Genomic DNA, 12,495 nt, shown 5'->3' on the forward strand with positions numbered 1-12,495 from the left:
TTCGCCATCAATCTATTTCGTCAGCACGGTTTTGCCTCGATCACCAAAGCACTTCGACATTTGTCTCATGATGTGCATCGTCTATTTTCCTTTTTCCAATGAATCAGCCCTGCTTCCAGATGGGGCGAGGAAAAAGCTAAAAAAAGAAACACAGAGCCTATATTGCTTCCCCCTGCGTTCTCCACGTCTCTGTGCGTTAACTCTCATAACCCTCCCAAGCTAAGATGAGCAGAGCATTAACAATAGCAGCAGCGACTGGTGAACCGCCCTTGCGCCCTTCGATGCGAATTTGGGGTACGGGAGTGTTAGCGAGTGCCGCTTTTGACTCTAGCACGGAGATAAAGCCCACAGGTGCGCCGATTACCAAAGCTGGTTGTACTGCTGCTTTTGGCAACTCAGCACAAAGAGCTAGTAAAGCGGTGGGAGCATTCCCGATAGCAAAAATCGCATTGGGAAATAACTCAAAGCATTGCATCAAACCAGTTTCGGTGCGCGTCTTACCCGGAAGTGGGACGGGTGCTTCTTCAACTGCGGCAATTAGCGGGGTGCCAAAAGTTTTCGATACCATCCCAGCAACTCCCTGTTTTACCATGCCTACGTCTGTGATAATAGGCACACGACGCTGGAGAGATGCGATCGCATTCTCAATTGCCCCAGGACTAAATCGAATCAATGTCGCAAACTCAAAATCAGCAGTAGTGTGAATCACCCGCCGGACAATGGCGTACTCAGCGGGGCTAAAGTTATGTTCGCCGATTTCTCGGTCAATAACTGCAAAACTCTGCTCCAAAATAGGATGATTTAAAAGGCTCATTGAGGGGCGGGTTGAAGGAAGATTTGCTGTCGCCAGATGCTAAGGTTATCTTAAAACCCGCCCCAACAACTTAAAATTCTAAAACAGGCCAGTCAGGGCCGCGGTAATAATGGGTCATATCGTCAAACTTCCTCAGTTCTGCGCGATGTGCCAAGAGTTCTTGGTAATTTTCTACCCATTGATCGTTAAATTCCGAAAGCTTATTGCATAAAGCTTGGCGATCCAAATCAGGTGAAATATTCCCAAAATATCCTAGTGTAATATGGGCAGTAAAACGGTATTGCTGTTCAACTCTCAAAGCAATCAGACCGGGATTTTGATAAATACAGCGGCGAAACTGCAAAATTCTTTCGTAGGTTTCCTCGTCCTTGGGTAGTAAACCCACAGCGATCGCGCGAGGCATCACTATCAACCCCAGCAATTGCCAACGTAAAGGATGCCCTAAACTAATCGACGGCTTAGACTGCTCAAAGATTTTACCAATTGCAGAGCGCAAATGTTCCTCAAACGCTGGTTTCTGATTGGCGTGTCTGTAAGCACTGTCCCAAATCAAATCCGCTAAAGTTAAGTGAAAGCTTGCCGGAGGTACTGGTACCAAGAAACCGGAGTCAAACTGCTGCAATAGTTGGTCTTGGCACACCTTCAAGGTTTCGTAAAATGTAGAATTTACCGAATCATCCCCCCAAGGTGGCGTGATTACGGTATAGCCTGGGAAAGGCACTGGCTGTATTTCGCCAGATTCGTCAGGCTTAAACTTCGGAGACTCCTGTATATGTTGTACTTGGGACTGGTAGGTAGCAGGTAGCGGTAGTCGGGCTACCCGATTTAAATAAATTTGATAACTCTCGTCCAATTTTGATATCCTCGCTCTTTTAAAAGATGCTGTAATGCCAATTTACCTTTACTGGGGAGAAGATGATTTTGCCTTAGAAAAAGCTGTTAATGTCCTTTTACATCGATTTGTCGATCCGCAATGGGCTAGCTTTAACTATGACAAAATTTCCCCTGATCAAGCCAATGCTGCCATCACCGGACTGAATCAGGCGATGACCCCTCCTATGCTCACCGGTTCGCGTCTGGTATGGTTGACTGATACAACTATATGCCAGCAATGTTCTGAAGACCTGCTGACTGAGTTGGAGCGTACTATACCAGTAATTCCTGAGTCGTCAGTATTATTACTGACAACGCGAACTAAACCTGATGGTCGTCTAAGATCCACCAAGTTGCTGCAACAGTATGCTGAGATTAGAGAATTTTCCCTCATTCCACCTTGGAAAACAGAAGAGTTGCTAAAAAGAGTGCGGCAAGTTTCCCAAGAAGTCGAGGTAAAACTGACTCAGGCTGGTGCCGAACTTTTAGCACAGTCTGTGGGAAATGATACCAGGCAGCTTTGGAATGAGCTGGAAAAGTTACATTGCTATGCTGGGACAGAAGCAAAAGCACTTGATGTCGATGTTATTGCTGCTCTGGTGACATCAACCACCCATAATAGCTTGAAGTTGGCAGAGGCAATTATTCAGGGAAATGCGGCTAAGGCTTCCGGTTTGGTTGCTGACTTGATCGGTCGCAATGAACCAGCTTTGAAGATTGTAGCTACTTTGATTGGTCAATTTCGCACCTGGTTATGGGTCAAACTTATGATAGAGGATGGGGAGCGAGATGAAAGAGCGATCGCTACTGCGGTAGAGATAGGCAACCCAAATCGAGTTTACATTCTACGAAAAGAAGTCAACCCCTTATCAAGTCGGCAACTTAGTTTAACATTACCCTTACTGCTGGATCTGGAAGTTAGCCTAAAGCGAGGCGCAGATCCCCTCTCGACTCTACAAACTAAAGTTATAGAACTCTGCCTGGTGTATCAGTGAAACGTAACGCACCAAAACCCTTAAAATATCTTTCCATAAAGTTGCGTTACAGCTTTGCCCTAACACACCCTAAATCTGGCATCTGGAAGTACATCCGTGAAATTTAGGAAATTATTTATAAATGCTTCCTCTTTACCTGGAACTTCTCACCCTTAAAATAGTTCAGAAAATGTAATGCACGTACTGCTTTAGTTTCCTATTTTTGGCTGCACTAGATCATGATGACTTCCTTCTGTTCCCGCCGTTACGTGAATCGAGTCTTATCCCAATGCCTGAGTGTGGGAACTTTCGCCACCCTAAGCCTGCTATTGGGAATCGCACCGGGTATCTCCGGAGGCTACCATACTGTTGAGTTTAATTCTGTGGCATACGCTCAAGCTTCTAATGTTACTAATGAGGAAGTAACTAAAGTTGCCAGAGCTATCTTGGCGATGGAGCCTGGTCGCCAATCTGCCTATAATGACATTAAGAAACTTGTGGGCAGCCCTCCAAATATTATTTGCGGCAGACCTAATACTTTGCGATCGCTGCCTAAAAATGCTCAGGCAATTGCCAGAAATTACTGTCAGCAGTCGCAAAAGATTATCCAGAGCAACGGTCTGACAAATGAACGATTTAACCAAGTTACCATTGCAGCGCAGAGCGATAAGGATCTACAAACACGGATTCAAAATGAAATGCTTCGTCTGCAATCTAACTAAGGGCAATCTTTGAGGATCTCTTTGTTTTGTCTTTACCTTTTTAAGCGATGCTAAATATAACGCAACGCTTGAGTGGCGAGCCTGATGTAGAAGTTAGTTTTACTTTGGCTCTGACAGCCGAGGAGCGCACCCGCAGCCGCTATCGCTTTGAAACGCCTTCAGGTGAAGCTTTGTATCTACGCTTACCTAGAGGAACGGTGCTACGCGATCGCGATCTCCTCCAATCTGAAACCTGTGATGTTGTAGTGAGAATTGCTGCTAAACCGGAACCAGTTCTCACGGTGACAGCTAAACAGCCCCTAGATTTGCTGCGTGCGGCTTATCATCTGGGGAATCGGCACGTACCGATAGAACTTGCTCTCACCTATTTAAGGCTATCTCCTGACCCAGTTTTGCAGGCAATGCTGGAACATCTAGGGGTAGAGGTACGAGAGGAAATCGCGCCTTTTCAACCTGAACCGGGTGCTTACGGGCATTAAAAGGGGACTGGAGACTGGGGATTGGGGACTGGGGACTAGGTAAGACTTTTTCCCAATCCCTAATTCCTAATTAGCAATTACCCATTAGCCATTAGCAATGAGCAATTTACTGTGTCTGTTACAGCTTGCTAGTCCAGCATTACCAGTGGGTGCCTATAGCTATTCCGAAGGGTTAGAAACGCTAGTTGAGGCTGGTGTAATTGATAATCAGCATTTGGGAGACTGGCTAAAGCAGGAATTGCGCTATGGGGCAATTCGGTTGGAGGCGGCGATCGCAATCCGCGCCTATAGAGGTGCAGAAGCTGGAGATTTGGCGGCTTTAAGTTACTGGAATGCTTGGTTATCTGCTACTAAAGAAACCCAAGAATTGCGAGAGCAAAGTTGGCAGATGGGGCGATCGCTTTTAAAATTATTTCTGAAACTACAGCCGCAGGTGCAGTTAAGGGCCGATGCTGTGGGAAATCCTTGTAATTATGCGATCGCTTTCGGTATCGCCGCGCAAGAGTGGCAAATTGAGCTAAAGCAAGCAATGTTGGGATATTTACACAGTTGGGCGACGAATGCGATCGCATCTGGAGTGAAGCTGATTCCCCTGGGACAAACCGCTGGGCAACAGCTACTCTTTGAACTGCATCCAACTATACGTGATGCTGCCAATGAAATTTTAGCTTTAGAGGATGACGATCTTGCTAGTTGTGGCTGGGGATTAGCCCTGGCGAGTATGGCACACGAAACCCAGTACACGCGACTATTTCGCAGTTAACGTAAGATTAGTAATTAGCCATTAGCGATTAGCAATCCCATGAGTGCATTTCGGGTTGGTGTAGCAGGGCCAGTGGGTTCGGGAAAAACTGCCTTAGTTGAGGCGATGTGCAAGGCGATGCGGCAGAGATACCACATTGCTGTCGTCACCAATGATATTTATACCCAGGAAGATGCACAGTTTTTAGTGAAAAGTCAAGCATTGGAAAGCGATCGCATCCTCGGCGTAGAAACTGGCGGTTGTCCCCATACCGCCATCCGCGAAGACGCTTCCATGAACATAGCCGCCATCGAACAGATGGAACAGCGATTTCCAAATTTAGACCTAGTATTTTTAGAAAGTGGCGGCGACAACTTAGCTGCAACCTTTAGTCCCGAACTCGTAGACTTGACAATTTACGTAATTGATGTTGCAGCAGGTGACAAAATTCCCCGCAAAGGAGGCCCCGGCATCACCAAGTCAGATTTGCTGGTAATTAACAAAATTGACCTTGCCCCTCTAGTGGGAGCTGATTTGGGCATTATGGAACGAGACACCAAGAGAATGCGCGGGGAAAAACACTTTATATTTACAAATTTGAAGACTCAGCAAGGATTAGACGCTGTTTTAAACTTTATCCGTTTGAATATGGGAGAAATTCCCCAAACAGCAACCTGACCTTACCCTTCAATGATTGTTAAAAATCTGGATTTTGTATCCAAGACTACAATGTTTTCCTAGACCATCGCTCTAATATCACTCCTTAGCTGTGTATGTTCTCTATCATTGGGCTGATGAAGCCAGGAGTACAGTATTGGTATGGCAAAGCGATTAGGGCGGCGTAAATTTCTTCTATACGGTTCTGCCACTCTAGGAACCAGTATTCTTCTCAAGGCTTGCAGTGGGACTTCCACCACTAATCCCAGCAGTCCAACAGCTGCTTCTCCCTCTCCCGGCGCGACTACCGTGGCTGCTGCTGGTGGTGGAGACACGATCAAAGTCGGGATTTTACACTCCCTCAGCGGCACGATGGCAATTAGCGAAAAAAGTGTCGTCGATGCTGAAATGTTAGCAATTGAGGAGATTAATAAAGCTGGCGGCGTACTAGGCAAACAAATTCAAGCTATCCAAGAAGATGGTGCCTCCGACTGGCCTACTTTTGCAGAAAAAGCCAGAAAATTAATTGATCAAGATAAAGTTGTCACCGTTTTTGGGTGTTGGACTTCTGCAAGTCGTAAAGCTGTACTGCCAGTATTTGAAGAGAAAAAACATATGCTCTGGTATCCCGTACAATACGAGGGACAAGAGTGTTCTAATAATATCTTCTACACTGGCGCTGCTCCAAATCAACAAATCGAGCCTGCGGTTGATTGGTTGTTGCAAAATAAAGGTAAAAGATTCTTCCTCATAGGCTCCGACTACGTTTTCCCTCGCACTGCTAACACCGTCATTAAAGAGCAATTAAAAGCCAAAGGCGGCGAAACAGCAGGTGAAGACTACTTACCTTTGGGTAATACAGAAGTCACCCCCATCATCACCAAAATAAAAGCAGCACTGCCAGAAGGCGGAGTAATTTTTAATACTCTTAATGGTGATAGTAACGTCGCTTTCTTCAAGCAGATGCAAGGTGCAGGATTGAACCCAGATAAATATCCGGTAATGTCTGTAAGTATTGCCGAAGAAGAAGTTAAAGCAATCGGTACAGAATATCTCAAAGGTCATTACGCTGCTTGGAATTACTTCCAAACTGTGGACACTCCTGCTAATAAAAAGTTTGTCGAAGCCTTTAAAGCAAAATATGGGCCCGATCGGGTAACAAATGACCCGATGGAAGCAGCGTACATTGCTGTTTATTTATGGAAGCAGTCTGTTGAGAAAGCAAAAACGGCTGACGATATAGAAGCGGTTAAAAAGGCTGCTGTAGGTCAAACCTTCGATGCTCCAGAAGGCAGAGTGACACTGGAAAATAACCATCACTTAGCGAAGTTTGTGCGACTTGGTGAAGTTGCAGATGACGGTCTATTTAAGATTGTCTACGAGTCACCGAAAGCAGTATCTCCTGTTCCCTGGAACCAGTTTGTCGCTGAAACTAAGGGATATGCCTGTGACTGGACTGATTTGAAGAAAGGTGGTAAATATAAAGCCTAACCTGTCCAATTATTAGCTTGTTGTCCTTTATTCTTATCTATTGCCCTCAGTAAAAGGATAAAGGACAGCTAAAAAAGCTAATAGACTTAAACATAGGTAGTAATTGCGCTCGTTTTTTATGGAAATATGCGACTGTTTAGTTACTATGTCTTAGCCGCTAAAATTTGCACATGGAATAATATACTTTATGCAATACGCTACATGAAACTTGGCAACTTTAAGTAGTAGGTGTACATCCAAGGAAAACTATTCAGTAGTCGAAATAACTGTAAGTTTTTTAGGCTGGTAAGGAGTATAGTAGGCTGATTGTTTATTACCAATTACCAGAAGTGAAGTTAGATACCTATCACCTGCTTATGTAAAAAGGTAAGCTGCAATAAAGGCGATGCAAATCAATTAATTGGGAGAAAGCTAGTGCTGCAAGTAGTGTTAGATGCCATATTTAACGGGATTAGCATCGGTGCTGTTTTACTAATTGCGGCGCTGGGTTTAGCCATTGTATTTGGGCTGATGGGTGTCATAAACTTAGCTCACGGCGAGCTAATAATGCTGGGAGCATACACAACTTATGTTGTGCAAAATGGTTTCAAGATATTGGGGAAACCTTGGCTTGAACTTTATATATTCTTTGCCCTAATCTTGGCTTTTTTGGTAGCAGCTGCTGTGGGATTAATTCTAGAACGTGGGGTAATTCGTTATCTTTACGGACGACCTCTAGAAACACTGCTGGCGACTTGGGGTGTTAGCCTGATTTTGCAACAGTTTGTCCGCAGCGTTAACTGGGTGCTGATAATTGAAATGGGTGTATTTTGTATTTTGTTTTTCGGCGCTTTGAGGATTCTGTCTCGTCGTGCAGATTTTGAAAGAATTCGCCCTTGGGTAATAGTAGTAATGCTACCTGTTTCGTGGGAAATTGCTGCGAGAATAGGTAAACTTTTGGGGGAAACTTATAAACTGGCTGTGACTAAGGCATGGTTCGGCGCTCAAAATGTTGATGTAACGGCTCCTAGTTGGCTACGAGGTGGATTGCCGTTAGGTAGCTTTCAGCTACAATATGCGCGACTTTTTATTATCGTGCTAACGATTCTTTGTATTGCCGGAATTTACTTGTTTTTACAACGTTCGTCTTGGGGTTTGAGAATTCGGGCAGTGACGCAAAATCGCAGTATGAGTGCTTGTTTGGGAATTCCTACAGAGAAAGTGGATGCACTGACTTTTGCGTTGGGTTCGGGATTAGCTGGTGTTGCTGGTTGTGCGATTAGTTTGCTGGGTTCTGTGGGGCCAAATACTGGGCAGAATTATATTGTCGATACGTTTATGGTGGTAGTTGTGGGCGGTGTTGGTAAGTTGGTGGGTAGTATTGTGGCTGCGATCGCGATCGGTATGGCAAACTATCTCATCGGTTCTAATACTCTGGCGCTGTGGCTTGCTCCCATTAAACCGCTTTCGGATTTCTTTTCATTTTTCGCCACGACAAGTATGGCGAAGGTGATGGTTTTTGCTTTAATTATTGCTTTTCTTCAAGTACGTCCGGGGGGAATTTTTCCCCAGAAGGGACGCACGGTTGATGCTTAGGAAAATCTAAAAAACCGCGAAGGCGCGAAGGACGCGAAGAATGAGAAAGAAGGGAGGGCAGTTAGTATTAATAGAGGTGGGGGTGGTCGTGGCGATCGCTCTTATTTTAATCTTGGTGATGCCAGTGGTTCTTTCTGGGTTTCGTCTCACTTTGTTGGGGCGATTTTTGGCGTTAGCGATCGCTGCTTTGGGTATTGATTTAATCTGGGGCTACACTGGTATGCTCAGTTTGGGGCATGGGGTATTTTTTGCCCTTGGCGGTTACGCTTTGGGGATGCACTTGCAATTAGCGCCTTTGAATGGCGGTTTACCAGAATTTATGTCACTCTATGGGGTAACAGAGTTGCCTTGGTTTTGGCAGCCGTTTTACTCGCTTGGCTTGACTGCTTTGGCTGTGGTAATAATTCCAGCTATATTAGCCGCAATTTTGGGATATTTGGTATTTCGCAACCGCATTCGCGGCGTATACTTTTCGATTTTAACTCAAGCAGCAACAATTGTTTTTTTCAACTTCTTCAACGGGCAGCAAAAACTTTTTAACGGCACCAATGGTTTAACTAACTTTAAAACTATTTTGGGAGCAACTGTCAGTGATAGTAAGACGCAGCTTGTTTTCTACACTCTCACGGTGTTGTTTTTAGTGGCATCTTATGTTCTGTGTCGCTGGTTGACAAAGGATCGTTTTGGACGCTTGCTAATTGCTATTCGAGATGATGAAAGCCGCGTGCGTTTTTCTGGCTATAACCCTACTGGATATAAAGTGATTGTATTTGCAATTTCCGCTGCTTTAGCGGGAATCGCTGGTGCCTTATTCACTATCCAAACAGGTTTAATTTCTCCGAAAGCGATGGATATTGCTTTTTCGATTGAAATGGTAATTTGGGTAGCAGTGGGAGGTCGTGCTACTTTGGTAGGCGCAATACTAGGAACACTGGTGGTAAACTTTGGCAAGAGTTTTTTGAGCGAAAAATATCCGGATAGTTGGCTATTTTTCCAAGGTGCCTTATTCCTAATTGTAGTGACAGTTCTTCCCGATGGTTTGATTGGCTGGCTGCGATATCAAGGTTTGGATAGAATGCGATCGCTCTTTGGATTCCGTAAACAAGTCGCCACATATCCTAGCCTGGAAGCAGAAATTAGCACTCAGAATGATGAGTAAAGTTTTTACCGCAAAGGACAACAGAGGTAAATGCAAAGTTATTGCTCATTCTCTGTCAAACTCTGCGCCTTCCTTTGCATCAATTTGCGTTAGAAAATATGAACAATAAAATACTAGAAACTGAAAATGTAACTGTTAGTTTTGATGGGTTTAAAGCACTAAATCACCTCAATTTCAACATGGATGTTGGAGAATTGCGAGTGGTAATTGGCCCCAATGGTGCAGGTAAAACGACATTTCTGGATGTCATTACTGGCAAGGTAAAACCGACAGAAGGGCGAGTGCTATTCAAGGGGAGAAATGTCAAAGCTTTCTCAGAATATCAAATCGCCCGTTTGGGAATTGGTCGCAAATTCCAAACCCCCCGCATTTACTTGAATCTAACACCACGCGAAAATTTAGAAATCGCTTGCAACCGCAATAAAAATGCTCTCTTTACCCTATTTAGTCGTCCCTCTAGTGCTGAACAGTGCAAAGCGATCGCGTTGCTAGAAACCATTGGGTTGACGGCTAAATCAGATATCCTTGCTGGGTTACTTTCTCACGGAGAAAAGCAACGTCTGGAAATTGGGATGTTAGTCGCTCAATCTCCTGATTTGTTGCTTGTTGATGAACCTGTGGCTGGGTTAACTGATGAAGAGACTGAAAATATTGGTAATTTACTTTTAGCTCTAGCTCAAAGTCATTCTATTCTGGTGATTGAGCATGATATGGAATTTGTCCGCCAAATTGCCCGTAAAGTTACGGTACTGCACGAGGGTTCAGTCTTGTGTGAAGGAACCATTGAGGAAGTGCAGAATGATCCTCGCGTAATTGAAGTTTATTTGGGACAGCAATTAGTGTCTTGATGTTGAATTAAAATTCAAATGCTGCAAATTACTGGTTTAAATGTCTACTACGGTGAAAGTCACATTCTCTGGGATGTAGATTTGAGCGTACCTGCGGGAGAGATGGTTTGTTTAATTGGCCGCAACGGCGTTGGTAAAACTACTTTACTCAAGACAATTATGGGGTTAATAAAGCCCCGCACAGGCACGATTACTTTTGCAGGTAATCTGATAAATGCCAACTCGACCGATCAAAGAGCAAAGCTGGGGATGGGCTACGTTCCTCAAGGACGAGAGATTATCCCACGTTTGACAGTGAAGGAAAATCTGTTGCTAGGTTTGGAAGCTAGACGCGATCGCGCTCGCAGTCAAGAAATACCAGAGGAAATCTTTGCCCTTTTTCCAGTCTTAAAATCCATGCTTTCGCGGATGGGTGGCGACTTGAGTGGAGGACAACAACAACAACTAGCGATCGCACGCGCTTTGATGGGAAAACCGCAGCTACTCGTATTAGACGAACCCACCGAAGGCATCCAACCATCTATCATTTTGGAGATAGAAGCCGCAGTGCGCCGGATTGTTGAATCTACAGGAATTTCTGTTTTATTAGTAGAACAGCACTTGCATTTTGTGCGCCAAGCAGATCGCTATTATGCAATGCAAAAAGGCGGCATTGTTGCCTCTGGTTCTACTAGCGAATTGAGCCAAGATGTGATTGAGAGATTTCTCGCAGTGTAACGGCGCGGCCAGCTTTGCACAGAATAGGACAGCTAGATTGTCTAAAAACGATACCATTGACTTGTAACAGGCAATCTTACGAATCTTGATGGCTACCACTACGCAACGCCTTGCACTGCAAGACTTCCTGAAGCTGCCGAATATTGAGGAGTCCCCAGCTTGGGAGTTTGTGGACGGACAAGCCAATCAAAAACCTATGCCCACAGCCTTCCACAGCATCTTGCAAAAACGCCTGACGGCTGCAATTGACCAAGCGGACTCACCCTATGAAGCTTTTCCAGAGTTGCGCTGTATTTTAAGTAATAATTCCGTCGTTCCTGACATTACAGTTATCTACCAAGATCGAGTTCCTTCTGAGAATGTCGCTGTTGAAGGTGCGCCTGATTGGATGATTGAAATCCTCTCTCCTGACCAAAGCACTACTAAATTGATTGCCAAGATTCAAACTTGCTTGCAGGAGGGGACACAGCTAGGGTGGCTGATCGATCTGACAGAACGGGTGATTATAATCCTGTGGCCCGATAATCGGATTGCTTTGTTGAGAAGTAGCGATCGCTTGCCTGTCCCCCAGGATATCCCATTAGAATTGACAGTTGAGCAAGTATTTGGCTGGTTACGGCGGGGAAGCTAAGGATGCGCGATCACAAGTATCAATAGTTGTGGTGGGTAATGCTCACCCTGCGTAGCTATAGCAATTCTCGATTGAATGCGATACATCTGTAGGGGCATGGCAATGCCATGCCCTATCAAGCGTGTGTGGCTTGAACGTCAGAACCGCGATATATTCCATATATATCGGCACCCGAAGTAACCTCAAATGGTACAAACATCCGCTAAACCTCTTACTTTAGAAGAGTTTCTCAAGCTACCAGAAACCAAACCCGCCAGCGAGTACATTGACAGTCAAATTATACAAAAACCAATGCCGCAGGGAGAACATAGCACTATCCAAGGTGAACTAATTATTGCTGTTAATACTGTCGTTAAGCCCAAGAAAGTTGCACGGGCATTTCCAGAACTGCGGTGTACGTTTGGTGGACGGTCAATCGTGCCAGATGTAGCAATATTTACCTGGGAGAGAATTCCCCGCAAGGAAAATGGCGGTGTAGCGAATGTATTTCAAGTGGCTCCTGATTGGATAATTGAAATTTTATCTCCCGACCAAAGCGCTACAAAAGTTATCAAAAAAATTCTGCATTCTCTCAATAATGAAACACAGATGGGTTGGCTAATTGATCCAAACGAACAAACTATATTTGTTTATCAACCTAAGCAACAGCCAGAGGTGTTTGACGAACCAGAACAGCTACTTCCCGTCCCTTCATTTGCTAGAGAACTCCACTTGACGGTAGGCAACGTATTTGGCTGGCTGTTAGAATAGCAGCTTGTGAGGATGTGTGATGATAACCAGGAACTACCGTTCGCCAATCAACTAACCAGTAAT

At 44.7% G+C, this 12,495-nt stretch carries 14 protein-coding genes; 12 read left to right on the forward strand and 2 right to left on the reverse strand.

The window, feature by feature from the left end; translation table 11 throughout:
- Positions 1-196 precede the first annotated feature (196 nt).
- Together H6F63_RS28130 and H6F63_RS28135 are read right to left on the reverse strand one after the other, a co-directional pair.
- Positions 197-814 (reverse strand): cobalt-precorrin-8X methylmutase, encoded by a 618-nt coding sequence (locus H6F63_RS28130; protein WP_190640570.1) that lies wholly within the window; start codon positions 812-814, stop codon positions 197-199.
- Positions 815-884: 70 nt separating this feature from the next.
- Positions 885-1,667, reverse strand: coding sequence for a DUF1868 domain-containing protein (locus H6F63_RS28135; protein ID WP_190640571.1), 783 nt, complete (start codon positions 1,665-1,667; stop codon positions 885-887).
- A gap of 34 nt (positions 1,668-1,701) precedes the next feature.
- Between H6F63_RS28135 and holA the strand changes: the two genes are divergently transcribed.
- The 12 genes from holA to H6F63_RS28195 all read left to right on the forward strand — a co-directional run bounded on the left by holA (position 1,702) and on the right by H6F63_RS28195 (position 12,432).
- Complete coding sequence (holA, locus tag H6F63_RS28140) at positions 1,702-2,682, forward strand: DNA polymerase III subunit delta (protein ID WP_190640572.1); 981 nt, start codon at positions 1,702-1,704, stop codon at positions 2,680-2,682.
- Positions 2,683-2,900: 218 nt separating this feature from the next.
- A complete protein-coding gene (locus H6F63_RS28145; RefSeq protein WP_190418648.1) occupies positions 2,901-3,383 on the forward strand; it encodes a DUF4168 domain-containing protein in 483 nt (160 codons plus the stop codon).
- A 47-nt stretch (positions 3,384-3,430) separates the two neighbouring features.
- Positions 3,431-3,862, forward strand: coding sequence for an urease accessory protein UreE (gene ureE / locus H6F63_RS28150; RefSeq protein ID WP_190640573.1), 432 nt, complete (start codon positions 3,431-3,433; stop codon positions 3,860-3,862).
- 97 nt (positions 3,863-3,959) lie between these two features.
- Positions 3,960-4,625: an urease accessory protein UreF gene (locus H6F63_RS28155; RefSeq protein ID WP_190640574.1), complete on the forward strand. Its 666-nt coding sequence runs from the start codon at positions 3,960-3,962 to the stop codon at positions 4,623-4,625.
- A 39-nt stretch (positions 4,626-4,664) separates the two neighbouring features.
- Positions 4,665-5,282: an urease accessory protein UreG gene (gene ureG, locus H6F63_RS28160; RefSeq protein ID WP_190640575.1), complete on the forward strand. Its 618-nt coding sequence runs from the start codon at positions 4,665-4,667 to the stop codon at positions 5,280-5,282.
- A 141-nt stretch (positions 5,283-5,423) separates the two neighbouring features.
- Positions 5,424-6,752 (forward strand): urea ABC transporter substrate-binding protein, encoded by a 1,329-nt coding sequence (urtA, locus tag H6F63_RS28165; protein WP_190640576.1) that lies wholly within the window; start codon positions 5,424-5,426, stop codon positions 6,750-6,752.
- Between the two features lie 414 nt (positions 6,753-7,166).
- Positions 7,167-8,327, forward strand: coding sequence for an urea ABC transporter permease subunit UrtB (urtB, locus tag H6F63_RS28170; protein WP_190640577.1), 1,161 nt, complete (start codon positions 7,167-7,169; stop codon positions 8,325-8,327).
- A gap of 40 nt (positions 8,328-8,367) precedes the next feature.
- Positions 8,368-9,486 carry an urea ABC transporter permease subunit UrtC gene (urtC, locus tag H6F63_RS28175; RefSeq protein ID WP_190640578.1) on the forward strand — a complete coding sequence of 373 codons (1,119 nt, stop codon included), beginning with the start codon at positions 8,368-8,370 and terminating at the stop codon, positions 9,484-9,486.
- A 98-nt stretch (positions 9,487-9,584) separates the two neighbouring features.
- The gene (urtD, locus tag H6F63_RS28180) at positions 9,585-10,334 is read left to right on the forward strand and encodes an urea ABC transporter ATP-binding protein UrtD (protein ID WP_190640579.1); all 750 of its coding nucleotides are present in this window, start codon (positions 9,585-9,587) and stop codon (positions 10,332-10,334) included.
- A gap of 18 nt (positions 10,335-10,352) precedes the next feature.
- A complete protein-coding gene (gene urtE / locus H6F63_RS28185) occupies positions 10,353-11,051 on the forward strand; it encodes an urea ABC transporter ATP-binding subunit UrtE (protein WP_190640580.1) in 699 nt (232 codons plus the stop codon).
- An 88-nt stretch (positions 11,052-11,139) separates the two neighbouring features.
- Positions 11,140-11,682, forward strand: a complete 543-nt coding sequence (locus H6F63_RS28190; protein ID WP_190640581.1) for a Uma2 family endonuclease — start codon at positions 11,140-11,142, stop codon at positions 11,680-11,682.
- A 186-nt stretch (positions 11,683-11,868) separates the two neighbouring features.
- The gene (locus tag H6F63_RS28195; RefSeq protein WP_190640582.1) at positions 11,869-12,432 is read left to right on the forward strand and encodes a Uma2 family endonuclease; all 564 of its coding nucleotides are present in this window, start codon (positions 11,869-11,871) and stop codon (positions 12,430-12,432) included.
- Positions 12,433-12,495 lie beyond the last annotated feature (63 nt).

This window comes from Trichocoleus sp. FACHB-40 (assembly GCF_014695915.1).
GTDB lineage: Bacteria > Cyanobacteriota > Cyanobacteriia > Cyanobacteriales > FACHB-T130 > Funiculus > Funiculus sociatus.

Excerpts from the sequence above, each read along its gene's own strand:
- H6F63_RS28130 (WP_190640570.1), bottom strand. The coding sequence starts at position 814 with ATGAGCCTTTTAAATCATCCTATTTTGGAGCAGAGTTTTGCAGTTATT.
- holA (WP_190640572.1), top strand. The coding sequence starts at position 1,702 with ATGCCAATTTACCTTTACTGGGGAGAAGATGATTTTGCCTTAGAAAAA.
- H6F63_RS28145 (WP_190418648.1), top strand. The coding sequence starts at position 2,901 with ATGATGACTTCCTTCTGTTCCCGCCGTTACGTGAATCGAGTCTTATCC.
- ureE (WP_190640573.1), top strand. The coding sequence starts at position 3,431 with ATGCTAAATATAACGCAACGCTTGAGTGGCGAGCCTGATGTAGAAGTT.
- H6F63_RS28155 (WP_190640574.1), top strand. The coding sequence starts at position 3,960 with ATGAGCAATTTACTGTGTCTGTTACAGCTTGCTAGTCCAGCATTACCA.
- ureG (WP_190640575.1), top strand. The coding sequence starts at position 4,665 with ATGAGTGCATTTCGGGTTGGTGTAGCAGGGCCAGTGGGTTCGGGAAAA.
- urtA (WP_190640576.1), top strand. The coding sequence starts at position 5,424 with ATGGCAAAGCGATTAGGGCGGCGTAAATTTCTTCTATACGGTTCTGCC.
- urtC (WP_190640578.1), top strand. The coding sequence starts at position 8,368 with ATGAGAAAGAAGGGAGGGCAGTTAGTATTAATAGAGGTGGGGGTGGTC.
- urtD (WP_190640579.1), top strand. The coding sequence starts at position 9,585 with ATGAACAATAAAATACTAGAAACTGAAAATGTAACTGTTAGTTTTGAT.
- urtE (WP_190640580.1), top strand. The coding sequence starts at position 10,353 with ATGCTGCAAATTACTGGTTTAAATGTCTACTACGGTGAAAGTCACATT.
- H6F63_RS28190 (WP_190640581.1), top strand. The coding sequence starts at position 11,140 with ATGGCTACCACTACGCAACGCCTTGCACTGCAAGACTTCCTGAAGCTG.
- H6F63_RS28195 (WP_190640582.1), top strand. The coding sequence starts at position 11,869 with ATGGTACAAACATCCGCTAAACCTCTTACTTTAGAAGAGTTTCTCAAG.